We start from the raw sequence: 25,917 nt of genomic DNA, 5'->3' as shown, positions 1-25,917 counted from the left end.
AAAGGGGGCTCAGTCGAGCAGGCTCACGTGGGCGGCCACCACGCGCCAGCCCTCGGGCGTGCGCATCCAGGTCTGGCTTTGGCGCCCCAGGCGGGTGCTGCCGGCACGGCGGAACTCGGTGTTGGCGGTGGCAAAGTCGGGCCCGTAGGTGGTGATCACGGTGTTGTGCAGGCTGCGCGCCAGGCCTTGCGGCGAGCGGCCGGCGCGAAAGGCCTGGATGGCCTGGTAGCCCAGCAGGTTTTCGGTGGCGCCGTAGCGCAGGGTGTGCGGGCTGTTCCAGAACAGCTCGTCGAGCACCTCGACGCGGTTGTGCACCAGCGCGTCTTCGTAGCGGGCGAAGACGGCCTGGACTTCGGCAAGCACCTCGGGCAGGTTGATGGGCAGCAGGGTGGAGGGGGCGTGGGGCATGGCAATCACTCTCATCGGGGCAGGAAGTCCGGCGCGATCGGGGCCCGGGCCAGGCCCAGGGCCTCCAGCGCGGCGGCGGCGCGCAGGGTCAGGTCTTCGCGCCAGGGCGCGGCGATCAGTTGCACGCCGATGGGCAGGTGGGGCAGCTCGGGGTCGCAGCCCCACACCGGCACGCTGCACACCGGCAGGCCGATGCACGAAATGGGCTGGGTGAGCAGGCCCATGCTGGGGCGCAGCGGCAGTCGGCGCTCGCCGAGCTGCAGGGTCTCGGCACCGATCGGTGTGGCGACACAAGGGGTGGCCGGGGCCAGCAGCAGGTCCACCTGCTGGAACACCGCCGCCACGGCCTGGGCATAGCGCAGTCGCACGCGCTGGGCGCGGGCCACCCAGGCCGCCGGGATCAGCGCGCCGGCCAGAAAGCGGTCGCGCGACAGGGGCTCGAAGTCGTCGGCGCGGCGGCGCAGATCGTTCAGGTGGCCGCTGGCGGCCTCGGCATTGGTGATGACAAAGGCGGCCGCGCGCCCGGCCTCGACCAGGGGCAGTTCGAGGCGGGTGGTGGCGCCCAGGGCCTGGGCCACCTGCTGCACGGCCCGCTGCGCGGGGGCGCTGGCCTGCTCTTCGAACCAGCCGCCAAGAACGCCCACGCGCAGGCCGGCCAGGCCTTGGGTCAGCAGCGGGCTGCAGGCTTGCACCGCGCGCTGGGCACAACCGGGGTCTCGGGCCTGGCGTTCGTCCTCGGGGCCCTGCATCAGGTCGTAGCTCAGGGCCAGGTCGCGCACCGAACGGGCAAACGGGCCCAGGTGGTCCAGGCTCGAGACAAAGGGGTAGCTGCCGGTGCGCGGCAGGCGGCCGAAGGTGGGCTTGAGGCCGAATACCCCGCACAGCGAGGCCGGCACGCGGATCGAGCCATTGGTGTCCGAGCCCAGGCTCAGCGGCACCTGCCCACCCGCCACCGCGGCCCCCGAGCCGCCCGAGGAGCCGCCCGCGATGCGCGCCGTGTCGTGTGGGTTGCGGCAGGGGCCTTCGTGGCTGTTCTCGGTGGTGAAGCCATAGGCGTATTCGTCCATGTTGAGTGCGCCCACCAGCACCGCGCCCGCTGCCTCCAGCCGGCGCACGAGCAAGGCGTCCGTGCTGGCGGGCGGGCTGTCGCGCTCGATGTGCGAACCGGCCAGGGTGGGCAGACCGGCGACGTCGAACAGGTTCTTCACGGCGAAGGGCACGCCGGCCAGCGGGCCCTGGCGCAGCAGTGGATCGGCATCCATCTGGCGCGCCCGTTGCCTTGCCCGATCGGCCAGCACCGAGGTGAAGGCATTGAGCTGCGTGTCGTGCGTCGTGATGTGCCGCAGGCTGGCCTCGATCAGGGCGCTGGCGCTGAGCTGGCCGGTGCGCACGGCCTGGGCCATGGCGCTGGCGTCCTGGCCCAGCCAGGGGAGGGCATCATGAGGCATGGTCGGCTCCCACAGGCGGCAGGGCGGGTACAGCGGATACCGGCTCGAAGCGCAGGGCCGATTCATCGTGCGCATGCAGCTCGGTGGCTTCGAGCACGGCGGCAAAGCGTGCCGCCATGCCGAAATAGGCCTGCACGCCGGGGCGTTGCTCGGGGGTCAGCGACAGGCCCAGGGCGTCGGCGGCGGCCTCCACGTAGCGGGCCAGGGCTTCGGGCGAGGTGTCCGGGCTCATCGGCGCACCTCGCGTTGGAAGATCTCCAGGCTGCGCCGGCGCGTGCTCACGAAATCGGGCTCGCTGAGGGTGTCGACGGTGCGCGGGCGGGGCGCCTCGTAGCGCAGGATCTCGGCCACCCGGGTGGGGCGCTTGGTCAGCAGCAGCACCTCGTCGGCCAGGTAGACGGCTTCTTCGAGGTCGTGCGAGACCAGCAACATGGTGGTGCCGGTCTGCATGAACACCTCCTGCAGCTTTTCTCGGATGAACAGCGTCATCTCGAAGTCGAGCGCCGAGAAGGGCTCGTCCAGGAACAGCACCTCGGGCCGTGGCGCCAGCGCCCGCATGATGGAGGCGGTCTGCTGCTGGCCGCCCGACAGCTCGTAGGGGTAGCGGCGCAGGTCGAACTTGACGTCGAACGAGGCCACCAGCTCTTCCATGCGCCGGTCCACCTCGGCCTTGCTGCAGCCCTGCAGCTTGAGCGGGTAGGCGATGTTGTCCAGGGTGCGCATCCAGGGGAACAGCGCCTCGCGGTAGTTCTGGAACACGTAGCCGATCTGGGTGTCCTTGAGCGACTTGCCGTCGAACAGCACCTCGCCCGAATCGATGGGCACCAGGCCGGCGATCATGTTGATCAGGGTGCTCTTGCCGCAGCCGTTGGGCCCGAACACCGAGACGATCTTGCCTTTGGGTATGTCGAGGTCGAAGTTCTCGTACAGCGGCCAGCCGGCAAAGTACTTGGTCAGGCCGCGGATGGTGATGTGGGTTCCGGCCGGGCCGGGGCGAAAGGCCGGCGTGGGCAGGTCGGCGAAGACAGGGGCGTTGGCGACCACACTCATGGTTTATCTCCCGCTCCAGTGGACGATGCGGCGTTCGGCCAGCAAGAAGCTGATGTTGAGCACATAGCCGAGTGCACCTGCGGCCAGGATGGAGGCGTACATGTCACGCACATTCATCACCTGCTGTGAATTGATGATGCGGTGGCCCAGGCCGCTGTCGGCGCCGATGAACATCTCGGCCACGATGACGATCACCAGGGCCATGGACACGGCCGAGCGCAGGCCGACGAAGCTGGGCTGCAGGCTTTCCCAGATCAGCACGTCGCGAAAGGTCTGCCAGCGGCTGGCCCCCATGACCTGGGCCGCCATCACGCGCTGCTTGCGTGCATTGATCACGCCGTAGGCGCTGTTGAAGACCACGATCAGCCAGGCGCCGAAGGCGGCGATGGCGATCTTGTTGACGTCGGACACCCCGAAGATCATCAGGAACAGCGGGATCAGGGCCGACGAGGGCGTGGAGCGGAAGAAGTCGATCAGGAACTCGACGCTGCGGTAGGCACGCTCCTGGCTGCCCAGCAGCACGCCCAGGGGCACGCCGAGCACGGCGGCGATCACAAAGGCCTGCACGGTGCGCCACACGGTGGTCAGAAAATCGCCCAGCAGGGCGCCCCCGGCCAGCCCGGTGATCAAGGTGGCCAGGGTGTCGGCCGGCGCCGGCAGCAGGATGGGCTTGACCCAGCCCACGCGCACCACCAGATCCCACACGATGAAGAGCAGCAGCGGGCCGGCAAAGGGCAGGGCGGCCGAGGCCGAGGAGGCGAAGCGGCGCGGGGCCTGCGGCGCCTGGGCCGAGGGCGCCTGCCAGGGGCGGGCGGCGGGCTGCGTCGTGGCCGGTGCATTGGCCGACATCGCAGCCGATGTCGCAGCCGATGTTGCAACCGGTGTCGGGGTGGCGGTGCCCATGGCGCTCAAGCCTTGTAGAGCATGCTGTCGACCAGCAGACGCGAGGCGAAGATGCCCTTGTCCGAGAACAGGTCGAAGAACTTCTGGAAGTGCGCGATGTCGGCCGCCGTGAACTCGTTGTAGAGGGTGTAGGCCGCCAGGGGCACCTCGCCGGTCAGGGGGCCTTCGATGGCGGTGTAGCCCTTGAGGTACTGACGCGCGTCGGCCGGCTTGCTGCGCACATGGGCCACGCCCTTGGCATAGGCAGCGATGAACTTCTGGGCCTCGGCCGGGTACTTCTTGATGAAGGCCGAGGTCAGCGAGGCCGAGCCGCCGAACCACGGCGCCATGGGGTCGCCCAGCACGTAGCGGGAGATCACGCCGGCCTCCAGCACCCGGGTGCTGCTGTTCAGGCGCCCGATGGTGCCGGTGGGCTCCAGGGTGTAGCAGCCATCGACCTGACCGGCGGCCAGGGCGGCCACGTGCTGGCCGATGGGCAGCTCGATGACGGTGGCGCCGGTGGCGCCGCCGCGCTCCAGCACGGTCTTGGCCAGGGTCACGTTCTGGATGCCGGGGCCCGAGGCGATGCGCTTGCCCTTGAGGTCGGCCATCACCTTGGCCGGGCTGGCGCTGGGCACCAGCACCTCATCGAGCACGTACTTGGCGTTGCTGGGGTTGGAGCAGAAGATCTTGAAGGTGCCGGGGGCGGCCAGCTCGCCGATGGCGATGTTGGCCGAGCCGGTGCCGTTGGCGCTGCCGTCGCAGCGGTCCGACAGCATGGCTTCCATGATCTGCTGTGCGCCGGCGTGGCGCTGCACCTCCACATGGAGGCCAGCCTCTTTGAAGAAGCCCATCTCCACCGCCGCATAAAAGGGCAGGCCGGCGGCGATGGGCCAGTAGCCGATGCGGATCTTGGGGCCGCTCTGGGCGCGCAGCACGGCGGGGGCCGCCAGGGCCAGGGTGCTGCCGGCTTGCAGCAGGTGGCGTCGGGTCAGCGCGAGGGGTGAACGGGGGGCTGGGCTCATGGGCGGGCTCCTGGTCGGGTGGGCGGGTGGACGGTTCGTGGGGTCAGAGGGGCTTCAGCGGCCTGCGTTGCTGTCGGCCACGTAGGCGCGCCAGCCGCCACGGGCGGTGATGTCGGTGGCGCCTTCCAGGGCGTGGCCTTCGCAGATGAAGCCATGCACCCAGCGGCCGTCGATCAGCTCGAGGCTGCCCAGGCCCAGGGGCGCGGGCACCCCGGCCAGAAAGCTGCCGACCTGGTCCATGGGCACGCGCCACACCTCGACGGCGATGGGCGCACCCTGGCCCGGGCGGCGTTGCAGGCCGGGTTTGGGCGGTGTGGTGCCCGGCAGCGCATACAGCCGGTAATGGGCCGAGGTGGTGGTGGCTTCGAGCAAGGTGGCGCCGCGCTCGGTGAGTTGGTGGTTGAGCGGCATGCCCGACAGGTGGGCGCCGACCACCGCCAGCTTGAGGCAGGCAGGGGCGGTGCTGCTGCGCAGGCCTGGCAAGGGCTGGGGGGCTGGCAAGGCCTGGCCGGTGGCGCCCAGGGGCAGACCGCTGGCCTGGTGGTAGCGCTGGCCCAGTTCGGCCAGCTGCAGGTCGCTGCCGCAGGGGCCGATCAAGGTGATGCCGAAGGGCAGGCCGTCGGGGCGCAGGCTGCTGGGCACCGAGAGGGCCGCGTAGTCGAGCAGGTTGACGAAGTTGGTGTACTGGCCCAGGTTGCGGTTCAGCGTCACCGGGTCGGCCAGCATGGCCTCGATGCTGTAGTGGGTGGGCGCGGTGGGCACCAGCAGCACATCGATCTGCCGCCACAGGTCGACCACGCGCTGGGCGCAGGCCTTCAGGCGGAGCTGGGCCTGCACCAGATCGGCCGCGCTGTAGCGGCGGCCGGCCCCGAGGATGCTGCGCACGGGCTCGATGACCTCCGCTTCGTGGGCGTCGAAGAAGTCGCGCACGGCGGCATAGCGCTCGGCCACCAGGGCGCTTTCGTAGAGCAGGGCGGCGGCTTCGGCCAGCGGCGCGTAGTCGATGGTGCGCGGGGTGCCACCCAGGGAGCGCAGGCGGGCCTGGGCCTCGTCAAAAGCGGCCCGGGCCAACTCGTCGCCGAAGAACTCCAGCCGGTCGGGCACGCCGAACACGAAGGCGGCGGGCAAGGGCTGGTCGAGCAGGGGCAGGGCGCGCGAGTAGGGGTCGGCCGGGTCGTGCGCGGCCAGGGTGTGCAGCACCTGCACCGCGACATCGACCGTGCGGGCGAAGATGGACACGCAGTCCACACTTTGGGCCGCAGGCAGCACGCCGTGGGTGCTGATCAGGCCCTTGGAGGGTTTCAGGCCCACGATGTTGTTCAGCCCGGCCGGCACCCGGCCCGAGCCCGCGGTGTCGGTGCCCAGGGCGAAGTCCACCTGGCCGGTGGCCACCACCCAGGCCGAGCCCGAGCTGGAACCCCCGCTGACCAGGCGCGGGTCGAAGGCATTCGGCACCGGGCCGTAGGGCGAACGGGTACCGTTCAGACCGCAGGCAAACTGGTCCATATTGGTTTTGCCGTGCAAGCTGGCGCCGGCGGCCAGCAGACGCTGCACCGCCGTGGCATGGTGGGCCGCCGGGTGGCTGAAGGCCGGGCAGGCCGCGGTGGTGGGCAGACCTGCCACATCGATGTTGTCCTTGACCGCGAAGCTCAAGCCCGCCAACGCGCCCCCGGTGTGGGTCTGCAGGGGCTTGGCCAGCGGGTGGAGCCAGGCCGGTTCGGCGCCGGTGCTGGCCGGTGCCGGGTTGGTCTGCTGAGGAGTGAGGTGGTGCACCATGTCAATGCATTCAAGCTTGGATACAAGAAGGAATGCAAACGCTGTGCCAACCCTGCCCATCCGGGGGGCGAGGCAGGGCCAAACCCCTGCTCAGCTGCAGGCGTACAGAGGGAAAAAGGCAGAAGAAGCCCCGCGTCGGGGCGGGGGAGCGGGCCGAACCTGCGGCTTCAGGCAGGTTGGAAAATGGTGCACTGTCCGCGCAGGTGGAGCCTCAGACTGGGGCATTGCGGGGCGGAGCAGGGGGGGAGGCGAGGGGCCGCGCCCCGCCTCCCGGCGTGAGATCAGTGCAGCACCAGCACCGGCAGCTTGCTGCGGGCGATGATCTTCTTGGTGTGCGAGCCAAAGACAAATTCGCCCAGCGGGCCACGGCCGTGGGTGACCATGACAATCATGTCGCAGCCGGCCTTCTCGGCCTCTTCGAGGATGGCGTGGTCCACGGCGTAGGCGGTCACGGTCAGGCCGGCAAAGCCAACCCCGGCGGCCTTGGCACGCTCTTCGAACTGGCTCAGCAGCGCATGCGAGTGGTTCTGGTTGCGGCTTTCGTGTTCTTTCATGCGCGCCGTGGCCACGGTGGCGTCGCTGCTGATGGTCGACAGCGGCATGTCGGGCTCCACCACGAAGCCCGTGATCTTGGCGCCCAGTTGCAGGGCCAGTTCAATGCTGCCGTCCATGGCACGGTGCGACAGTTCAGAGCCGTCGACGGGGACGAAAAGGTGTTTGTACATGCTGTCTTTCTCCTCAGATGGATTCATCACAGCGCCAAATGGCGCACATAAGATGATGAGTTGGCTTGAAATTGTTTTTGTGGGTGCGCTAGCGCCCCGCAAAGTGTCCCTCAGGCCCTCCGGGGCCGGCGTGTGGATGCTACGTAGTGCTTGCGGGCGTCCGGTTCCCTGTCGGGCCACTGAATGGCCTGGGGGTGGGCTTGCTGGCTACCTGCAAAAGCATGTCTGAATTGTTTCAGATGCTGGTTTGGGTAGCTTGCCTGGGGCAGTGCACAAATTTGACCATGGTCAAACAGCCGCAGGATAGGCAGACTGCCGGGGGTGGCGCGGGCGCACCGCGCGGCGGCCGGCGCGGCCGCCGTGAAGTTCGTACCCATTCTGTAACCAGGGCTGGGCCCATGGCAGGGCCTTCGGCGTTACCATAGGCCTGTAATTTAGTTACATAAACCATGAAACTCCATCCCACCGTTGAAGCCGTCACCCGCCGCATCGTCGAGCGCAGTGCCCCAGGCCGCGGCGCCTACCTGGCCCGCATCGATGCCGCCGCGCGCCAGACCCGGGGCGCCGACCGCATGGGCTGCGCCAATGTGGCCCACGCCTTTGCCGGCGTGCCCGGCAACGACCGGTTCCGCATCGTGGCTGAAAAAGCCCCCAACATCGGCATCGTCACGGCCTACAACGACATGCTGTCGGCCCACTCGCCGCTGCAGCACTACCCGGATCTGATCAAGTCCGAGGCCCGCCTGCAGGGCGCCACGGCCCAGGTGGCGGGTGGTGTGCCGGCCATGTGCGATGGTGTGACCCAGGGCACCGCCGGCATGGAGCTGAGCCTGTTCAGCCGCGATGTGATTGCCATGAGCACGGCGGTGGCCTTGAGCCACGACGTGTTCGATGCCGCCTTGATGCTGGGCGTGTGCGACAAGATCGTGCCAGGCCTCTTGATCGGCGCGCTGCAGTTCGGCCACCTGCCCACCGTGTTCGTGCCCGCCGGGCCCATGACCTCGGGCCTGTCGAACAACGACAAGGCCAAGGTGCGTGAGCAGGCCGCCCAAGGCCTGGTCGGGCGCGAAGCCCTGCTCGAGGCCGAGATCAAGGCCTACCACGGCGAAGGCACCTGCACCTTCTATGGCACGGCCAACAGCAACCAGATGCTTTTGGAGGCCATGGGCCTGCATGTACCGGGCACGGCTTTCGTCAACCCGGGCCAGGCCCTGCGCGCCGAGCTGACCCGCGAGGCCGCCCGCACCGTGCTGGGCATCACCCACGCGCGCCGCTTTGCCCCCATCGGGCGTGTGGTGGACGAGCGCTGCATCGTCAACGCCATGGTGGCCTTGCTGGCCACCGGTGGCTCGACCAACCACCTGATCCACTGGGTGGCGGTGGCCCGTGCCGCGGGCATCCTGATCGACTGGAACGATTTCTCCGAACTCTCCGACGTGGTGCCCCTGCTGACCCGCGTCTACCCCAATGGCAGTGCCGATGTGAACCAGTTCCAGGCCGCGGGCGGCCCGGGCTATGTGATCCGCGAACTGCTGGATGCCGGTCTGATGCACGAGGACGTGCTGACGGTGCGCCCCGGCGGCCTGCGCGAGTACACCCGCATCCCCGAGGCCGGCGCCGACGGCCAGGCCTTGCGATGGCGCGACATCGGTGCCAGCGGCGACGACAGCGTGGTGCGCCCGGCCAGCCAGCCTTTCAGCGCCACCGGTGGCCTGCGCCTGTTGCAGGGCCGACTGGGCCGCAGCGTGATCAAGGTGTCGGCCGTGCCCGAAGACCGCCATGTGATCGAGGCCCCGGCCCGGGTGTTCAACTCGCAGGACGAGTTGCATGCGGCCTTCAAGGCCGGCGAGCTGGATCGCGATCTGGTCTGCGTCGTGCGCTGGCAGGGGCCGCGGGCCAACGGCATGCCTGAGCTGCACAAGCTCACGCCGCCGCTGGCCGTGCTGCAAGGCCGGGGCTTCAAGGTGGCGCTGGTGACCGATGGCCGCATGAGCGGTGCCTCGGGCAAGGTGCCGGCGGCCATTCACGTGTCCCCTGAGGCCTTGGCCGGCGGTCCGCTGGCCAAGGTGCAGGACGGCGATCTGATCCGCCTCGATGCCGTGGCCGGTACGCTGGACGTGCTGGTCGATGAAACCACCTGGGCGGCGCGCGCGCTGGCCCAGATGCCTGCTGAGCTGCAGGCATCGAATGCGCTCGGTTGCGGGCGCGAATTGTTCACCGGCATGCGCAGGCATGCCCTCACCGCTGAAGAAGGAGCCTGCACATGGCTGTGAAACCCCTTGCCACCCCCCTGAACGCCATCGCCGTGATGCGCGATGCCCCGGTGATCCCGGTGATCGTGCTCAACGATGTGGCCCATGCCGTGCCGCTGGCCCGTGCCCTGGTCGCGGGCGGCATCCGCATGCTGGAGGTGACGCTGCGCACGCCGCAGGCCCTGGCCTGTATCGAAGCGATCGCCCGCGAGGTGCCCGAGGCCGTGGCCGGTGCCGGCACGCTGCGCAGCGCCGCCGACGCCCGCGCCGCGGTCAACGCGGGCGCGCGTTTTGGCGTCAGCCCGGGTTACACCGCCGCATTGGGCCAGGCCTGCCGTGATCTGGCGCTGCCCTTGCTGCCCGGCGTGGCCACCGGCAGCGAGATCATGGCCGCCATGGAAGACGGCCTGACCGAGCTGAAGTTCTTCCCGGCCATGCAGGCCGGCGGCCCCGCCATGCTCAAGGCCTGGCATGGCCCGTTTGGCGACATCCGCTTCTGCCCCACGGGCGGCGTCAGCCCCTCCAATGCGGCCGAGTTTCTGGCCTTGCCGAACGTGGCCTGCGTGGGCGGCTCGTGGCTCACCCCGGCCGACGCCGTGGCCCAGGGCGATTGGGCCCGCATCGAGGCGCTGGCGCGCGAGGCCAGCCAGTTGCCGCGGGCCTGAGCCCCCACAGCCCCGAGGTGCCACCTGCGCGGGTGAATCCGGGGCGGTTGCCGGGCCTTCTTGCGGGTGGCCCGGCCCTTTGAACACCGGCAGCCAGCGCCATGGCAGCGCTGCTTGCGTCTTCAGTCCAGAGGTTTGTAGGCGGTGACGTCGATTTCCACCTTGGCATCGATCATCAGCCTCGACTCCACCGTCGACCGCGCGGGTCGGTGGTCTCCAAAGCACTCCATGTAGACCCGGTTGAAGCTGCCGAAGTCGCGTGCATCGGCCAGCCACACACTGACCTTGGCGACATCTTTGAGCGTGGCGCCGGCGAGCGCCAAGGCTTCTTCCACCCGTTTGAAGACCTGGCGGGTCTGGTCTTCAATCCCCCCCACGATCACCTGCCCCTTGTCATCGGTCGGCACCTGGCCCGACACAAAGACGAAGTCGCCCGCGCGGGTGGCGGGCGAAAGAGGGCGTGCCAGCCGATCAGAGGCCAAGGGGGCTTGGCCCAACATTTCGACACATCGACGAGAAGTCATAGGATTGCCTTTGTAAGAAAATTACACAAACACGGCGAGATAGGTAGAAATACCTTGTTTTATTTTTTCCTAACTCGTTAATATTGTAATAACTTTACTTGGAGGCCCCATGACTCAGCGTTCAGACTCAGCCAGCATTCATGTTTCTCCCGAGGGCTCGGGCCCGCTCCTCGATCGGCGAAGTTGTCTGGGCCTGGCGGGCGGGGCGTGGGTCGGGGGGATGCTTCTGGGCGCCGGTGCGGCCCGGGCCCAAGGGGTCAGTGCGGTCAACCTGGCCATGGTGGCCGAGCCCCAGAGCCTGGACCCGATGCTCAGCTCGTCGGACCTGGTGGCCACCATCATGCAGCACGTCTATGAGCCGCTCTACACCTTTGACTCGCGCTGGAACGTGGCGCCCATGCTGGCGCAGGATTTGCCCAAGGTGTCCAAGGATGGCTTGAGCTACACCATCACCCTGCGCAAGGGCGTTCGCTTTCACAACGAGCGTGAGATGAACTCTGGCGACGTGGTGGCCTCGCTGCAGCGCTGGATGGAATTGGCCGCACGTGGCAAGGCGGTGGCCAAGGAGGTGGCCTCGCTCACGGCCACCGGCCCCTTGACGGTGGAGATCCGGCTGAAGGCCGCTTACGCCCCCTTGCTGGCCCAGCTGGCCCTGCCGGGGGCCATGGCCGCCATCATGCCCAAGGAGAGCCTGGCGCCGCAACTCAAGGAGTTCATCGGCACCGGTCCCTACCGGTTCAAGGAGCGCCGGCCCGACCAGTTCACGGTTCTGACGAAGTTCGCCGGCTATGTCGCCCGCACCGAGGCGGCGGATGGCTACGCCGGGCGCCGCCAGGCCCTGATCGACGAGCTGCGCTTTGTGCCCGTGCCCAACGCCAACACCCGCGTCGAAGGGGCTTTGTCGGGACAGTTCCATTTTTCGGACCTGCTGCCGGTGGAGGCCATGGGGCGCCTCGAAAAAGGAGCGCCTGCGGTGCAGGCGATCCTCACGCCCAACTTTGGCTTCCCCTATGTGGTGTTCAACACCCGAGAAGGCGTGCTGGCCTCTCAGGCCCTGCGCCGGGCGGTTCAGACGGCCGCCGGCAGTGGTGAGATGCTGGCGGCCGGCTTTGGTGACGGGCGCTTCTTTGCGGTGGAGCCCAATTTCTTTCCCAAGGGCACGCCATATTTCTCGACCGCTGGCGCCACGCTCTACAACGAGCGCAACCCTCAGCTGGCCCGCGATCAGGCGGCCAAGGCGGGCTACAACGGGCAGCCGATCCGCATCATGGCCAGCCGGCAGTACGAGTTCCACTACAACATGGCCCTGGTGCTGGCGGAGCAACTCAAGAAGGCCGGCTTCAAGACCGAGCTGGTGGTGGTCGACTGGGCCACGCTGGTTCAGCGCCGCAACGATCCCAAACTCTGGGATGTGTATTTCACCCACTCCGGCCTGTTCCCTGAGCCCATGGTCTCGCCACCCCAGATGGGGGACGACGCCCCGGGCTGGTGGGACACCCCGGCCAAGCGGCAGCACCTGGCGGCTTTCAACCAGGAAGCCGACCTGAACAAGCGTGCAGCACTCTGGGGCCGTGTGCAGCAACTGGTCTATGACGAGGTTCCGTTCATGGAGTTGGGCAAGTTCAACGCCCTGTCGGCCCGCTCCAGCAAGCTGCAAGGCTACGTGCCGCTGGTCTGGCCCTTCTTCTGCAACGTGCGTCTGGGCTGAGCAGGGGCCTCGACATGCTTCGATTTCTGACCCGGCGTCTGGCCGGTGCCTTGATGGTGCTCGCCCTGGTGGCGGTGCTGGTCTTCCTGCTGACCCGGCTCGCCTCGGGCGATCCGGTGGCCTTGTTGCTCGGCGATCAGGCCACGGCGGCAGACATTGCCCGTGTGCGGGCCGAATACGGCCTCGATCGCCCTTTGGGCACGCAGTTTCTGTTGTGGTTGGCCCAGGTCGCACAGGGCAACCTCGGGGAGTCGCTGTTTCTGCAGCGCCCGGTGACCCAGGCCTTGCTGGAGCGCGCTGAGCCCACCTTGTTCCTGGCCGGCTTTGCTGTGGCGGTGGCGGCCCTCATCGGCATTCCCTGCGGCACGGTGGCCGCGGTCTGGCGCGGCCATTGGGCCGACCAGTTGCTCAGCGGTGTGGCCATGCTGGGCGCCAGTGTGCCCAGCTTCTGGCTGGGCCTGCTCTTCATGCAGTTCTTTGCCGTCAAGCTGGGCTGGTTTCCGGCCTCGGGCTATGGTGACCCGGACACGCCGCTGCTGGAGCGCCTGCACCACCTGGTGCTGCCCGCCCTGGTGCTGGGGCTGCTGAATTCGGCGCTGATCATCCGCTTCACGCGGGCCTCGGTGCTCGACATCCTCAGTGAAGACTATGTGCGCACGGCGCGGGCCAAAGGCCTGCCCGAGCGCAGCATCCTCTTGCACCACGTGCTGCGCAACGCCTTGGTGCCCATCGTCACCGTGCTGGGTTTGACCTTGGCACTGATGATTGGCGGGGCGGTGGTGACCGAGACGGTCTTCAACCTGCCCGGCGTGGGCAATCTGGTGGTTCGTGCGGTGCTGCGGCGTGATTACCCGGTGATCCAGGGCACCTTGCTGGTGATCGCTGCGGTGTATGTCCTGATCAACCTGGGGGTCGACCTGCTCTACACGGTGGTCGACCCACGCATCCGGCTGGAGGCCAAATGACGACTGTGCAAGCCATGGGGCGGCCCGTGCCCGCCTGGCGTTCCGTGCTGGGGCGCCTGTTCCTCAGGCGCGTGGTGCTGGTGGCCGCCGTGCTGCTGGGTGGGGTGGTGGCGCTGGCCTTGGTGTGGCCGGCGCTGTCGAGCGCCGATCCCAGTGCGATCGACATCAGTGCCCGCCTTCAGCCTCCTGCTGCCGCGCATTGGGCGGGCACCGACGAACTGGGGCGTGACGTGTGGCTGCGCATCGTGCACGGGGCAAGGTTCTCGCTGTTGATCGGCTCGGTGACGGCGGCGGGGGCGGTGGTGCTGGGCACCTTGCTGGGCCTGCTGGCCGGCTATTTCAGACGACTTGATGCGCCCTTGATGCGGCTGGTGGACGCGATGATGTCCTTCCCCGACATCCTGCTGGGCATCGCTCTGGTGGCGATTCTGGGGCCCTCGTTGTGGAACGTGGTGCTGGCCCTGGTGATCGTCTACACCCCACGGGTGGCCCGCGTGGTGCGGGCCGCCACCCTGGTGCTGCGCGAGTTGCTGTTCATTGACGCCGCACGCGCCCTGGGGGTGCGCACCCCCTGGATTCTGTGGCGCCACATCCTGCCCAACCTGGCCTCGCCCATCCTGGTGCAACTGACTTTCATTTTTGCCTATGCGATTCTGTGTGAGGCAGGCTTGTCCTTTCTGGGGGTGGGCGTTCCGCCCGAGATCCCGACCTGGGGCACGATGATCGCCGGCAGCATCGACTACGCCGACCGCGCCCTGTGGGTGATTCTTTACCCGGGGCTGGCCATCGTGTTCACGGCCTTGTCGCTGCAGGTGCTGGGCGATGGCGTGCGCGACCTGCTGGACCCCAAACTGAGGAAGGCCGCATGAACAAGCCGCTTGAAAACCCCGCGCCGCGTCTGGACGTGCGCAGCCTGTCGACCTCGTTCGGCACGCCCGAAGGGCGCATCCAGAGCGTGGCCGAGGTGTCGTTTCAGATTCCGGCCGGCCAGACGCTGGCCCTGGTCGGCGAGTCGGGCTCCGGCAAGTCGGTGACCAGCCTGTCGTTGATGGGGCTGCATGCGCGCAGCGCCCGCCCTGAAGTGGCGGGCGAGGCCTGGTTTGTGCGGCGCGATGGGCAGCGGGTCAATCTGCTGGCCTTGCCCGAGTCCGAGATGCGCCGCCTGCGGGGCAACGAGGTGGCCATGGTCTTCCAGGAGCCCATGACCAGCCTGAACCCGGTGCTGACGGTGGGCGAGCAGATCGCCGAATCGGTGCGCCTGCACAAGGGGCTGGACCGCCGGGCCGCCCTGGCCCGGGCGCGTGAGATGCTGGACTGGGTGGAAATCCCGGCCGCTGCGCAGCGCCTGGGCGAGTATCCCCATCAGCTGTCCGGCGGCATGCGGCAGCGCGTGATGATCGCCCTGGCCATGGCCTGCGAACCCAGCCTGCTGATCGCTGATGAACCCACCACCGCCCTGGACGTGACCATCCAGGCGCAGATCCTGGCCCTGATGGGGCGGCTGCAGAAGCAGACCGGCATGACGCTGCTGTTTGTCACGCACAACCTGGGCGTGGTGGCGCAGTACGCCGACCAGGTGGCCGTGATGTATGCCGGCCGCATCGTGGAGTCGGCACCGGTGCAGGATTTGTTCCGGGCCCCCAGCCACCCCTACACCCAGGGCCTGCTGGCCTGCCTGCCCGGCATGGCACGGCGCCAGGCCGAAGGGGCGGGGAGGGCGGGCGCGCCGCCGCTGGCAAGGCCCGCGGGGCGGCAGCGCCTGGTGGCGATTCCGGGGCAGGTGTCCAGCCCCTTGGCCCCCCCACCGGGCTGTGCCTTCGGGCCGCGCTGCAGCCAGCGCGAGGCGGCCTGTGAGTTGGCGATGCCTGAGTTGCGGGCGCTGAGCGGGCAACGGCAGTCCCGTTGCATCCATTCCAACGATGAGGTCATGGCATGAACCCTGTGCGCAATCCCCAGGCCGAACCACCCTTGCTCGACATCCGCGGCCTGAGCAAACACTTTGGCTCCGGGCCTCATCCGGTGCGTGCCGTGAGCGACGTGAGCTTTTCGATCGCGCGCGGCGAGACCTTGGGCCTGGTCGGTGAGTCGGGCTCGGGCAAGAGCACGATCGGGCGCCTGATCACGCGCCTGCTCGACCCGAATGCGGGGCAGATGCTCTACCAGGACAGCCAGCAGGGCCAGACCGATCTGGCCGCGCTGAGTGCGGCGGCCTACCGGCCGCTGCGCGCGCGGCTGCAGATCATCTTCCAGGACCCCTATGCCAGCCTGAACCCGCGCATGCGCATCCGGCAGGTGCTGGGCGAGGCGCTGGACACCCACGGGCTGGCCCGGGGGGCGGCGCGGGAGCCGCGCATCCAGGCCCTGCTGCAGCAGGTGGGCTTGCGGCCCGAGCATGCCGATCGCTTGCCGCATGAGTTCTCTGGCGGGCAGCGGCAGCGCATCGGCATCGCCCGGGCTCTGGCCGTGGAGCCAGAGTTCATCGTGGCCGATGAGCCGCTGTCGGCCCTCGATGTGTCCATCCAGGCCCAGGTGGTGAACCTGCTGGGCGACCTGAAAGAACAGCTCGGGCTCACGCTGTTGTTCATTTCGCATGACCTGGACGTGGTCGAGTACCTCTGCGACCGGGTGGTGGTGCTGTACCTCGGGCGGGTGATGGAGATGGCGCCCACGGCCACGCTGTACAGTCGTTCCCGGCACCCGTATACGCAGGCCTTGCTGGCGGCGGCTCCGGTGCTGGACCCGATGCAGCGGCGCACGATCATTCCTTTGAAGGGCGATCTGCCCAGCCCGGCCCACCCCCCTTCGGGTTGCGTGTTCCGCACCCGGTGTCCGCAGGCCGAGGCCCGTTGTGCCGAGTCTGCAACCCCCTTGCGCGAAGTGTCCGCAGGCCATTGGACGGCCTGCTGGAGAGAATGAATGAGCTCTTTGATTCCTGACACCCTGTTGACCGGCTTCACCCTGACGGGGCGCTACAAGAACTTCCCCCAGGCCGCCGCGGCGCGGCCAGCCGCCGAGCTGAGCGAGCTGAACTGGCAGCTGTTGAACGACGACCTGCCTTACCCGATGGCGGTGTTGAGCGAGGCCGCCTTGCGCCACAACCTGGCCTGGATGCAGCGCTACGCCAACGACCGGGGGGTGCAACTGGCGCCCCATGGCAAGACCAGCCTGTCGCCCGAACTGTTCGCCCTGCAATTGCAGGCGGGCGCCTGGGGCCTGACCTTTGCCACGGTCTACCAGGCGGCCGTGGGGGTGGCGGCAGGGGCCCGGCGGGTGATCATTGCCAACCAGGTGCTGGCCGATGCCGATCTCGATGGCTTGCAGGCGCTGCTGGGCCAGCACCCGGATCTTCGGGTCTGGTTTCTGGTCGACTCGACTGCCCAGCTGGCCCTGATCGAAGACTGGGCGGCACGCCGAGCCGGTTCCCGGCCCTTCGAGGTGCTGCTGGAGGTGGGCATCCCGGGCAAGCGCACCGGCTGCCGCAGCCTGGAGCAGGCCCTGACCCTGGCGCGCGCCCTGGCGGCCTCCCAGGCCGTCCTTCTTGGGGGCATCGAGTGTTACGAGGGCGGCGCGGCCATTTGTGACAGCACACACGACAGCCGTGAGGTGACCGATCTGGTGCGCCGTGTGCTGGCCATTGCACGGGCCTGCGACGACGAGGGCCTGCTGTCGGGCGATGAGATCCTGCTGACGGCAGGGGGCTCGGCGGTGTTTGATCTGGTCTTGCCGCTGTTGCAGGCGCAAGGCCTGTCTCGCCCGGTGTGCGGTGTTTTGCGCTCGGGCTGCTACATCACCCACGACCATGGCAACTACCAGCGCTTTTTGAAGTTGCTGGAGCAGCGTGAGGGCCTGGCGGATTCGCTGCAGGCGGCCCTGACCGTGTGGGCCCTGGTGCAGTCGGTGCCTGAGCCGGGCTTGGCCTTGCTGTCGTGTGGCCGACGGGATCTGTCCTACGACCTGGAGATGCCCGTGCCCTTGCAGATGGCCCGTCGCGGTGTACGCAGCCTGCTTCAGGCCCAGGCCGTGCCGGCCGATTGGCGCATCGACGCTCTCAACGACCACCACGCCTATTTGCGTTTTGATCCGGCCGGGCCGGTGCCTGCGGTGGGCGATCGGGTGGGCTTGGGCATTTCCCACCCCTGCACCACGTTCGACAAGTGGCGCTGGATGCCTGTGCTCGACGAACAAGGGCGGGTTGTCTCCGCCATCAGCACCCATTTTTGAGGCCACTCGCGCATGTCTGAATTTACCAACCCCAGCCTGCTGCGGCAGCTGCGTGATCGGCAGGCGGATCTGCCTGAGGCCCAACGCCGTGTGGTGCAACTGGTGCTGTCCGACCCCCGCGCGGCCGTGGCCGCCACGGTGGAGCAACTGGCCCAGCAGGCCGGTGTGTCCATGCCCACGATTGTGCGCACGGCACGCAGCTTCGGCCACGACTCGGTGCGCGAGTTCATGGTCAGCCTGGCGCAAGACCTGGCTGTCACGGGTTCGCACCTGCATCGCTCGGTGTTGAACGAGGACTCTGGCCCCGATGTGGCCAGCAAGATCATCCATGCGGCAGTGTCGTCGCTGACCGATCTGGGGCGCCGCATCAACCCTGACCGGGTGGACCAGGTGGTGGACAAGCTGGCCGCGGCCTCGCGCATCGATTGCTACTCGGTCGGGGCGGCGTCCACGTTCATGGCCAGTGAGCTGCAAAGCCGCCTGTTCCGCCTGGGGCGACCGGCCCATGCCATTTTTGATGCCCATCAGCAGCTGGTATCGGCGCACACCCTGGGGCCCACGGGCGTGGCCTTTGTGGTGTCCCATGTGGGGCGCATGCCCTACACCCTGGAGGCCGCGCGCTTTGCCCAGTCACGCGGCGCCACCGTGGTGGCTCTGACCCAGCCTGGAACCCCCTTGGCGGCCATGGCCGACCTGCTGCTGGAGGTGTCGGTGCCGCCCGATGCCGTCATGCGCGTGGGCACGGAGGCCTACCTGGCCCACCTCGTCATGATCGAGATCCTGACCGTGCGCCTGGCCCAGAAGATGGGGCCGGTGGCCACCCAAGGCCTGCAGCAGTTCCGCCACCTGCTGGAGCAGCATGGCTTTGACAGTGCCGAATTTGTCGGCATGAACCCCGATGAGCGCCGACATGCCGATTGACCAAGCCCCTGCCACCCTGTTGCGCCAGGGCCTGATCGTTGATGGCACGGGCCGGCCTGGCCAGGTGGGTGACCTGTTGATGGTGGGGGACCGCCTGCTGGCCGTGGGGCAGATCCCGCCAGCGCTGTTGGCGGCCCACCCGCGCTGCCAGGTGGTGGATTGCCAGGGCCGGGTGCTGGCCCCGGGCTTCATTGATGTCCACACCCATGACGACGCAGCCGTGCTGGACCACCCGGCCATGCTGCCCAAGCTGTCCCAGGGCGTGAGCACGGTGATCGTGGGCAACTGCGGGATCTCGCTGGTGCCGGTGCTCAGCCAGGATCCGCCGGGCCTGCTCAAGCTGCTGGGCCCACACCAGTTCCGCCACCCACGCATGAGCGACTACGCCGCGGCGGTGGAGCAGGCACGGCCTGCAGTCAACGTGGCCGCCCTGGTGGGCCACAGCGCGCTGCGCATCCGCCACATGGCGGATCTGAGCCGCCCCGCCCAGGCCGCCGAACTGGCCGCCATGCAGGCCGAGCTGCAAGACGCCATGGACGCCGGCGCACTGGGGCTGTCCTCCGGGGTGTTCTACCAGGAGGCCTATGCCGCCGACGCCGACGAATTGGTCGCTTTGGCCAGCGTGGCCGCACGGGCCGGGGGCGTGTATGCCACCCACATCCGCGACGAACTCGACGCCATCCTGCCGGCTTTGCTGGAGGCCGCAGGCACCGCCCGCCAGGCCGGCTTGCCGCTGGTGATCTCGCACCACAAATGTGCCGGGCCTGCCAATTGGGGGCGCACCCGCGAGACCCTGCCCCTGCTGGAGGCCCTGGCCCGAGACCAGGAACTGGGCCTGGACGTCTACCCCTACACGGCGGGCTCCACGGTGCTGCGCACCGATCTGGTGGACGGCGTGATCGACATCCTCATCACCGGCAGCGTGCCCCACCCGGAGATGGCCGGGCGGCAACTCGCCGACATCGCCCAGGAGTGGGGTGTCAGCCAGCAACAGGCTTGCGAGCGCCTGATGCCCGGCGGCGCCTGCTACTTCCAGATGCACCAGGACGACGTCGACCGGGTGGTGACCCATCCCCTGTCCATGATCGGTTCTGACGGCCTGCCCCACGACGAACGCCCGCATCCGCGCCTGTGGGGGGCTTTCCCGCGCGTGCTGAGCCGCTATTGGCGCGATACCGGGATGCTGAGCCTGGAGCTGGCCATCCACAAGATGACAGGCCTGTCGGCGCGTCGTTTCCGCATGGCCGATCGCGGTGAATTGCGGCCCGGGGCCCATGCCGACGTGGTGGTGCTCGACCCGGCCCAGGTGCGCGACCGGGCCACCTTCGACCAGCCCGAGCAATTCAGCGCGGGCATCGAGCAGGTGTGGGTCAACGGCGTGCTGAGCTTTGTGGGCGGTGAGCCGCACGAACGGGCGCGTGCCGGGCGCTTCCTGCCGCGCGAGACCTGTTGAGGGTCGAGGGCCTCAGCGCAGGCCCTTGCCTTCTTCGTGCTCGGCGCGCTGGATGAGTTCTATCTTGTACCCATCCGGATCCGTCACAAAGGCGATCACGGTGCTGCCGCCCTTGACCGGGCCGGCCTCACGCGTGACGTTGCCGCCTGCGGCCTTGATCTTTTCGCAGGCGGCATACGCGTCGGGCACGCCCAGGGCGATGTGGCCGTAGGCCGTGCCCAGTTCGTAGCTTTCAACGCCCCAGTTGTAGGTCAGTTCCAGCTCGGCATGTTCGGGGTTGCGGCCGTAGCCCAGGAAGGCCAGCGAGTACTTGTACTCGGGGTTTTCCGAGGTGCGCAGCAATTGCATGCCCAGCACCTGGGTGTAGAAGTCGATCGAGCGCTGGAGGTTGCCAACGCGCAGCATGGTGTGCAGAAACCGCATTCGAGGGTCCATCAATAGGCAAAGACAAGGCGCCTATTCTGCGGCCTTATTCGGGGCTCAGCGCGTGGGCAGGTCGAACACCAGGCAGGTTGTGGTGGCATGGGCGTACAGGGTGCCATCAGGCCCCACCAGGCGCGCCTCGGCCGTGGCCAGTTGGCGGCCGCAATGGATCACGCGGCCCTCGGCCCGCACCCGGCCGACCTTGGGGGTGATGGCCTTGACCAGGTTCACGCCCAGCTCGGCCGTGGTGTAGCCCCGACCCGGCAGCATGCAGGTGTGCACGGCGCAACCCAGGGCCGAATCGAGCAGGGTGGCAAACCAGCCTCCGTGCACGGTGCCCATGGGGTTCAGGTGTTGTTGTCTGGGCGTGCCCTGGAACACGGCGCGCCCGGGACCCACTTCGACAATGAGAAAATCCAGCGTGCGCGCCATCTCGGCATAGGGCAGGGTGCCCTCGAGCAGGGCTTGCATCTGTTGCAGGCCGTTCTTGCCGGCAATCTGTTCGGGCCGGGCCACGCCCGGGCCGGGGCCCTGGTCCAGTTGGGCGCGGATGGCGGCTTCCTCCTGCAGCCAACGCTGCAGGGTGGCTTCACGGGAGTCTGCCGTAGGATCGGTGTCGGCGTGGCTGCTGGGCGGGTTGGCGGTGCGCATGGTTGAATTCCGTCAAATATTGCAGATGCAATTATTGCAAATACAATGAACTCATGAACAAGCGCACCCCCTCCGAAACTGTCAAGGACGCGACAGCCCGTCCGCAGGGCTGCACGAATTTCAAGCTGCGCCGTCTGATGCGACAGGTGGCCCAGCATTACGACGCCCACATGAACACCTGCGGCCTGAAGACCACGCAGTATTCCTTGCTGAACACGGTGGAGCGCCTGGGGCCCATCCAGCCGTCCGAGCTGGCGCGCAGCATGGCCATGGACGCCTCCACGCTCACGCGCAACCTGCGCCCGCTGATGGACGCCGGCTGGCTGTTGCTGGGCCCGGGGCAGAACGCCCGCAGCCGTCTGGTTCACATCACCGAGGCCGGGCGCGAAAAACGCCGCGAGGCGCAGGCCTTGTGGCGGGTGGCGCAACTCAGCCTGAACGAGATGCTGGGCGAGTCCACGGTGGTGGCCCTGCATGGGCTGATCGATGACTGCATGGAGCGCCTGGTCGAGCCTGCGCCGGGGCCGGCGGCCTCTGGAGAGGCGGCCAGGGCCTGATCTTCGGCCCAGGGGCTCAGGTGGCCACGGTGTAGTTGAGCGTCATGCGGCCACCATCGGCCACCACAATCTCGCCGGTCACGTAGCTGGAGGCATCGCTGGCCAGCCAGGCCACCACGTCGGCCATCTCGTCGGGCGTGCCCAGGCGTTTCAGCGGGGTGCGGCTCATGATGCGGCGACGGGCTTCGTCACTGGTCAGCACCGATTGGGCGGCCAGTTCGGTGGCGATGGTGCCCGGGGCCACGGCGTTGACACGGATGCCGTGGTCGGCCAGGGCCAGGGCCATCACGCGGGTGAGCTGGTTGATGCCGCCCTTGCTCACGTTGTAGCTGGCGATGGTGGGGATGGTCAGCACGCCGTTGACCGAACTCATGTTGATGATGGCGCCGGGCGCCCGCTCGGGGGCGGTGCCGGCCTGCTGCACCATGGCGCGGGCCACGGCCTGGCCGACCAGGAAGGCTCCCTTGAGGTTGACGTCGAGCACCGCATCGAAGTCGGCCTCGGTGATGTCCAGAAAATCGGCGGCCTTGAAGATGCCGGCGTTGTTGACCAGGATGTCGATGCGGCCGTGGGCCTGCAGCGTGCGGGCGACCAGGGCATCGACATCGGCCTTGCGGCTGACATCGCAGTGCACATACAGGGCGCCGGTCTCGGCCGCCAGGGCCTGGCCGCGGGCGTCGGCCACGTCGGCGATCACGACCTGGGCCTGTTCGCGCACAAAGCGGCGCACGCAGGCCTCGCCGATGCCTTGCGAGCCACCGGTCACGATGGCCACACGGCCTTGCAGGCCGAACGAGATGGAAGAGCTTGGGAAAGTCATCGGGGCATGCTAACAGCTTGCCCAGTTGCCCTGAGCATGGCTTCACAGGCGCTATGCTTGGCGCTCATTCCAGCCCCCGGGCTCCGTATCCGATGTCACCCTTGATTCAAACCGATGCCGCCAGCGGCCAATCCAGTTTCACCCGTGTGGTGTTGGCCACCGGCGCCGATGGCCGAGCCTATTTCCATGAAGAATCGCTGCCCCTGAGCGAAGGCAAGCCGGCCTCGCAACTGAGCCCCTTCAAGAGCGCTCAGGGCTACCAGCTGCGCCACAGCCCGGTGGGCTTTCGCAGCGATTTCCACTGCACGGGCGAGCCGCAGTGGGTGTTCATTCTGCAGGGGCAGATGGAGATCGGCCTGCAGGGTGGGGTCTCGCGCGTGTTCGGGCCGGGCCAGCACTTCTACTCGGCCGACACCCTGCCGGCAGGCGCGGTGTTCGACCCGGCCGTGCATGGGCATTGGAGCCGGCAGGTGGGGCCCGACCCGCTGGTGACCGTGTTCCTGCGCGACTGAGGTCGCGGCAGCAGGCCCTCCAGCGTCAGGGCCGGTAGTCCTCGGGCAGGCGCAGGCGCAGCAGGGCGCGCACAAAGCCATGGTCCGAGCGGGTGCGGCTGTGCCCTTCGTTGAGGTGGTCGGTGAAGTACTGGATGCGGCGCACATCGCCCAGGCTGAAGCGGCCTTCGGCCAGAAAGCCCTCGCTCACCAGGATCTGGTCCAGCACCTCGGGTCGGCCCTGGTGGATGTGGGAGTAGGCCACGTCCTTGCGCAGCGCCATCTCGCTTTGCACGTCGTAGGCATTGAACAAGGCCAGGCGCCGGGCCGACTTGTCGTAGGCCACCTCGGAGGTGGCGGCCACGAGTTGGGTGGTGACGCTGGTCGGGCTGTCGTTGAAGTCGCCCACCATCACCAGAGGGGCGTTGTCGGTGTTGAGCAGGTCCACCACCAGCCCCCGCAAGGCGGCAGCTTCGGCGCCGCGCATCATCAGCGAGCGCAGGGTGGCCAGGGCCATGATCTTGGGGTCGTCCCGGTCTTCCAGCGACCGGCCCTGAGCGTCAAGCAGAAAGCGCGGGCGCTTGGATTTGAGGTGCACGTTCAGCAGCCTGATGCGCTGCCCATGCTTCATGCGCAACACGGCCAGCAGCGGCGGACGCTCGAACTGTCCGTGCACGCCGCAGCCCGGGATGTCGAGCGCCTGGGGCAGGGCGTAGTCGGTGAGAGAGCGGATCTCTTCCACGCCCAGTCGGGTGGCCAGGCCCAGCCTAGGGGTGCCGCTGGCACCCTGCTGGTGGGCGTTGTTCTCGGCACCTGGCACCCGGATCTCGTTGTAGTGCAGCTTGCTGCGGTGGATGGCGCCCTTGAAGGCGGCCTCATCCCAGACCTCCTGAACGGCCAGGATGTCGGCGTTCAGGGTGGCGAAGCGCTCACCCAGCCAGGCGAGTTTGTGGTCAAACTCGTGCTGGGTGTAAGGGTCTTGGTTGGGGTAGTAGACCCGGCCAGGGTTGGCCAGGTTGAGCACATTGCAGGTCGCCACCGAGAGGGTGGCGTACCGGGTGCCGCCGGAGGAAGGAGCCAGGTCTTGCGACATGGCTGGGTTCAACGACCGAAGGAACGACCACCGCCGGAGCGGTTGCCACCACCGAAGCCGCCGCCGCCCGAGCGGCCGCCACCACCACCACCGAAGCCGCCGCGACCCCCGCGACCGCCCCGGCCGCGATCGGCCATGCTGTCCACGCTGGTGCGCATCGGGTCAGGCTGGCCCACGGGCGTGCTGCGCTGGGCCGGCACAGCGCGACCGGTCAGGCTGGCCAGTGCGGCGGAGGCGTCGTGGCGCACGCCGGCCTGGCTTTCAAAACGGTCGGCACCACCGCCACCGCCTTGGCGGGGGCCGCGCGGGCCTTGGCCATGACCCGGGGCACGCGGCGGACGCGGCGCCTGGGCGCGTTGAGCACCGCCTTCACCCTGGCCGTCGCGGGCCGGACGGCCGCCACGGGGGCCTTGGCCTTGGCCGTTGCCATTGCGCTGGCCGCCACCGGCGGCACCGCCGCCCTGGCCACGACCACCGCCGTTGCCCTGGGCTGCACCGTTGCCGCCGCCTTGGCCGGCTTTGTTCTCGCGGATGCGTTGCATCATCTCGGCACGGGCCGCCTTGGCCGCTGCGGCCATGATTTCACGGCTGGGCGGCTTGCCGGCGCCGCCCCAGATGGTCTGGCGACCCATGGCGATAGGTTCGGCGCGCTCGCCGGGTTCGGGGCCGAAGCCTTCGATGACCTTGACGTCGATGTTCTGCTTGGTGAAGCGCTCGATGTCCTGCATGAAGCCTTCTTCGTCCAGGCAGACCAAGCTCACGGCCTCGCCGCTGGCACCGGCACGGCCGGTGCGGCCGATGCGGTGCACGTAGTCTTCGCTGACGTTGGGGATTTCGTAGTTCACCACGTGCGGCAGCTCATCGATGTCGATGCCACGGGCGGCGATGTCGGTGGCCACCAGGGCGCGGATGTCGCCGCTCTTGAAGCCCTGCAGGGCCTGGGTGCGGGCGCTCTGGCTCTTGTTGCCGTGCAGCGCCATGGCCTTGATGCCGTTCTTGGTCAGGTATTCGGCCACGTTGTTGGCGCCGAACTTGGTGCGGGTGAACACCAGCACCTGGCTCCAGTTGTGCTCCTGGATGATGTGGGTCAGCAGGGCTTTCTTCTTGCCGCGGCCCACCGGGTGGATCACCTGGGTGATGCGTTGCACGGTGGTGTTGCGCGGGGTCACCTGGATGCTTTGCGGGTTGCGCAGCAAGGTGGCGGCCAGGTCACGGATCTCGTCGCTGAAGGTGGCCGAGAACAGCAGGCTCTGCTTTTCCTTGGGCACCAGGGCCAGCACCTTCTTCACGTCGTGGATGAAGCCCATGTCGAGCATGCGGTCGGCTTCGTCCAGGATCAGGATCTGCACGCTGGACAGGTCCAGGTGGCCCTGTTGCTGCAGGTCGAGCAGACGGCCCGGTGTGGCCACCAGGATGTCGACGCCACGCTTGAGGGTGCTGATCTGCGGGTTCATGCCCACGCCGCCGAAGATGACGGCGGATGTCAGTTGCAGGTACTTGCCGTAGTCGCGCACCGACTCTTCCACCTGGGCCGCGAGTTCGCGGGTGGGGGTGAGCACCAGGGCGCGGATGCCGACGCCGCCCGTGCGGTTGGTGGCGCGGTTGCCCAGGCTCAGCTTGTGCAGCACGGGCAGGGTGAAGGCGGCGGTCTTGCCGGTGCCGGTCTGGGCACCTGCCAGCAGATCCTGGCCTTCGAGCACGGCGGGAATCGCCTGTGCCTGAATGGGGGTCGGGTTTTCGTAGCCTTGTTCGCTAACGGCTTTGAGAATCGCCGGAGCGAGGTTCAGATCGTCAAAAGTCATGGTGTGGTGCCCTTGCCGGGCACTGGGGAATCGGCCTGTCCAGGCGCTTGGCAGCGC

The 25,917-nt window shown here is 68.2% G+C and carries 26 protein-coding genes; 12 read left to right on the top strand and 14 right to left on the bottom strand.

Translation table 11 applies throughout. The features are described from left to right. Positions 1 to 9: 9 nt before the first annotated feature. The 8 genes from hpxZ to L880_RS0108450 form a co-directional block, all read right to left on the bottom strand. On the bottom strand, positions 10 to 408 hold the full coding sequence (hpxZ, locus tag L880_RS0108485; RefSeq protein ID WP_211245299.1) for an oxalurate catabolism protein HpxZ: 399 nt from the start codon (positions 406 to 408) through the stop codon (positions 10 to 12). A gap of 11 nt (positions 409 to 419) precedes the next feature. Continuing rightward, positions 420 to 1,856: an AtzE family amidohydrolase gene (locus L880_RS0108480; RefSeq protein WP_027475318.1), complete on the bottom strand. Its 1,437-nt coding sequence runs from the start codon at positions 1,854 to 1,856 to the stop codon at positions 420 to 422. Continuing rightward, positions 1,846 to 2,088 carry a DUF4089 domain-containing protein gene (locus L880_RS0108475; protein WP_027475317.1) on the bottom strand — a complete coding sequence of 81 codons (243 nt, stop codon included), beginning with the start codon at positions 2,086 to 2,088 and terminating at the stop codon, positions 1,846 to 1,848. Before L880_RS0108475 ends, L880_RS0108480 begins: the two co-directional genes overlap by 11 nt. Beyond that, positions 2,085 to 2,906 (bottom strand): ABC transporter ATP-binding protein, encoded by an 822-nt coding sequence (locus L880_RS0108470; RefSeq protein ID WP_027475316.1) that lies wholly within the window; start codon positions 2,904 to 2,906, stop codon positions 2,085 to 2,087. Before L880_RS0108470 ends, L880_RS0108475 begins: the two co-directional genes overlap by 4 nt. Positions 2,907 to 2,909: 3 nt before the next feature. Beyond that, the gene (locus L880_RS0108465; protein WP_027475315.1) at positions 2,910 to 3,755 is read right to left on the bottom strand and encodes an ABC transporter permease; all 846 of its coding nucleotides are present in this window, start codon (positions 3,753 to 3,755) and stop codon (positions 2,910 to 2,912) included. A gap of 59 nt (positions 3,756 to 3,814) precedes the next feature. Beyond that, positions 3,815 to 4,813 (bottom strand): ABC transporter substrate-binding protein, encoded by a 999-nt coding sequence (locus L880_RS0108460; RefSeq protein WP_027475314.1) that lies wholly within the window; start codon positions 4,811 to 4,813, stop codon positions 3,815 to 3,817. Between the two features lie 54 nt (positions 4,814 to 4,867). Continuing rightward, positions 4,868 to 6,589, bottom strand: a complete 1,722-nt coding sequence (gene atzF / locus L880_RS31995) for an allophanate hydrolase (protein ID WP_245615038.1) — start codon at positions 6,587 to 6,589, stop codon at positions 4,868 to 4,870. A 281-nt stretch (positions 6,590 to 6,870) separates the two neighbouring features. Then, positions 6,871 to 7,314 carry a universal stress protein gene (locus L880_RS0108450; RefSeq protein WP_027475313.1) on the bottom strand — a complete coding sequence of 148 codons (444 nt, stop codon included), beginning with the start codon at positions 7,312 to 7,314 and terminating at the stop codon, positions 6,871 to 6,873. 449 nt (positions 7,315 to 7,763) lie between these two features. On the opposite strand from L880_RS0108450, the gene edd reads away from it, so the two are divergent. Next, entirely contained in the window at positions 7,764 to 9,587 is a 1,824-nt protein-coding gene (gene edd, locus L880_RS0108445) for a phosphogluconate dehydratase (RefSeq protein WP_027475312.1), read from the top strand. Next, a complete protein-coding gene (gene eda, locus L880_RS0108440; protein WP_027475311.1) occupies positions 9,578 to 10,231 on the top strand; it encodes a bifunctional 4-hydroxy-2-oxoglutarate aldolase/2-dehydro-3-deoxy-phosphogluconate aldolase in 654 nt (217 codons plus the stop codon). The genes edd and eda overlap by 10 nt, the downstream gene beginning before the upstream one ends. Positions 10,232 to 10,353: 122 nt before the next feature. On the opposite strand, the gene L880_RS0108435 is transcribed toward eda, so the two are convergent. After that, positions 10,354 to 10,731: a RidA family protein gene (locus L880_RS0108435; protein ID WP_245615036.1), complete on the bottom strand. Its 378-nt coding sequence runs from the start codon at positions 10,729 to 10,731 to the stop codon at positions 10,354 to 10,356. Positions 10,732 to 10,975: 244 nt separating this feature from the next. On the opposite strand from L880_RS0108435, the gene L880_RS0108430 reads away from it, so the two are divergent. The 8 genes from L880_RS0108430 to L880_RS0108395 are packed head-to-tail and all read left to right on the top strand — an operon-like array spanning position 10,976 to position 20,023. Continuing rightward, positions 10,976 to 12,463, top strand: coding sequence for an ABC transporter substrate-binding protein (locus L880_RS0108430; RefSeq protein WP_157462723.1), 1,488 nt, complete (start codon positions 10,976 to 10,978; stop codon positions 12,461 to 12,463). 14 nt (positions 12,464 to 12,477) lie between these two features. Beyond that, complete coding sequence (locus L880_RS0108425) at positions 12,478 to 13,428, top strand: ABC transporter permease (protein WP_027475308.1); 951 nt, start codon at positions 12,478 to 12,480, stop codon at positions 13,426 to 13,428. Further along, the gene (locus tag L880_RS0108420) at positions 13,425 to 14,297 is read left to right on the top strand and encodes an ABC transporter permease (protein ID WP_245615034.1); all 873 of its coding nucleotides are present in this window, start codon (positions 13,425 to 13,427) and stop codon (positions 14,295 to 14,297) included. The genes L880_RS0108425 and L880_RS0108420 overlap by 4 nt, the downstream gene beginning before the upstream one ends. Next, complete coding sequence (locus L880_RS0108415) at positions 14,294 to 15,364, top strand: ABC transporter ATP-binding protein (RefSeq protein ID WP_027475306.1); 1,071 nt, start codon at positions 14,294 to 14,296, stop codon at positions 15,362 to 15,364. Before L880_RS0108420 ends, L880_RS0108415 begins: the two co-directional genes overlap by 4 nt. Further along, the gene (locus tag L880_RS0108410) at positions 15,361 to 16,344 is read left to right on the top strand and encodes an ABC transporter ATP-binding protein (RefSeq protein ID WP_027475305.1); all 984 of its coding nucleotides are present in this window, start codon (positions 15,361 to 15,363) and stop codon (positions 16,342 to 16,344) included. Before L880_RS0108415 ends, L880_RS0108410 begins: the two co-directional genes overlap by 4 nt. Beyond that, on the top strand, positions 16,345 to 17,649 hold the full coding sequence (locus tag L880_RS0108405) for an alanine racemase (RefSeq protein ID WP_043328987.1): 1,305 nt from the start codon (positions 16,345 to 16,347) through the stop codon (positions 17,647 to 17,649). It begins immediately after the preceding gene. Positions 17,650 to 17,661: 12 nt separating this feature from the next. Beyond that, positions 17,662 to 18,570: a MurR/RpiR family transcriptional regulator gene (locus L880_RS0108400; protein ID WP_027475303.1), complete on the top strand. Its 909-nt coding sequence runs from the start codon at positions 17,662 to 17,664 to the stop codon at positions 18,568 to 18,570. Continuing rightward, positions 18,560 to 20,023, top strand: coding sequence for an N-acyl-D-amino-acid deacylase family protein (locus L880_RS0108395; protein ID WP_027475302.1), 1,464 nt, complete (start codon positions 18,560 to 18,562; stop codon positions 20,021 to 20,023). Before L880_RS0108400 ends, L880_RS0108395 begins: the two co-directional genes overlap by 11 nt. A gap of 12 nt (positions 20,024 to 20,035) precedes the next feature. Here the strand turns inward: L880_RS0108395 and gloA are convergent, their stop codons facing one another. Beyond that, on the bottom strand, positions 20,036 to 20,446 hold the full coding sequence (gene gloA / locus L880_RS0108390) for a lactoylglutathione lyase (protein WP_019575178.1): 411 nt from the start codon (positions 20,444 to 20,446) through the stop codon (positions 20,036 to 20,038). Between the two features lie 57 nt (positions 20,447 to 20,503). Continuing rightward, the gene (locus tag L880_RS0108385; protein WP_027475301.1) at positions 20,504 to 21,097 is read right to left on the bottom strand and encodes a PaaI family thioesterase; all 594 of its coding nucleotides are present in this window, start codon (positions 21,095 to 21,097) and stop codon (positions 20,504 to 20,506) included. A gap of 53 nt (positions 21,098 to 21,150) precedes the next feature. Between L880_RS0108385 and L880_RS0108380 the strand changes: the two genes are divergently transcribed. Then, the gene (locus tag L880_RS0108380) at positions 21,151 to 21,654 is read left to right on the top strand and encodes a MarR family winged helix-turn-helix transcriptional regulator (protein WP_027475300.1); all 504 of its coding nucleotides are present in this window, start codon (positions 21,151 to 21,153) and stop codon (positions 21,652 to 21,654) included. Positions 21,655 to 21,670: 16 nt separating this feature from the next. Here L880_RS0108380 and L880_RS0108375 read toward each other — a convergent pair whose 3' ends face one another. Beyond that, positions 21,671 to 22,474, bottom strand: coding sequence for an SDR family NAD(P)-dependent oxidoreductase (locus L880_RS0108375; protein WP_027475299.1), 804 nt, complete (start codon positions 22,472 to 22,474; stop codon positions 21,671 to 21,673). Positions 22,475 to 22,566: 92 nt separating this feature from the next. On the opposite strand from L880_RS0108375, the gene L880_RS0108370 reads away from it, so the two are divergent. Continuing rightward, the gene (locus L880_RS0108370; protein WP_051443174.1) at positions 22,567 to 22,986 is read left to right on the top strand and encodes a cupin domain-containing protein; all 420 of its coding nucleotides are present in this window, start codon (positions 22,567 to 22,569) and stop codon (positions 22,984 to 22,986) included. Between the two features lie 25 nt (positions 22,987 to 23,011). Here the strand turns inward: L880_RS0108370 and L880_RS0108365 are convergent, their stop codons facing one another. Further along, positions 23,012 to 24,058, bottom strand: a complete 1,047-nt coding sequence (locus L880_RS0108365; RefSeq protein WP_043328984.1) for an endonuclease/exonuclease/phosphatase family protein — start codon at positions 24,056 to 24,058, stop codon at positions 23,012 to 23,014. Positions 24,059 to 24,066: 8 nt separating this feature from the next. Further along, positions 24,067 to 25,860, bottom strand: a complete 1,794-nt coding sequence (locus L880_RS0108360) for a DEAD/DEAH box helicase (protein WP_027475296.1) — start codon at positions 25,858 to 25,860, stop codon at positions 24,067 to 24,069. Positions 25,861 to 25,917 lie beyond the last annotated feature (57 nt).

The sequence above is a fragment of the Curvibacter gracilis ATCC BAA-807 genome, from assembly GCF_000518645.1.
Lineage (GTDB): Bacteria > Pseudomonadota > Gammaproteobacteria > Burkholderiales > Burkholderiaceae_C > Curvibacter > Curvibacter gracilis.
This window is presented reverse-complemented; position numbering and strand designations above follow the sequence as displayed.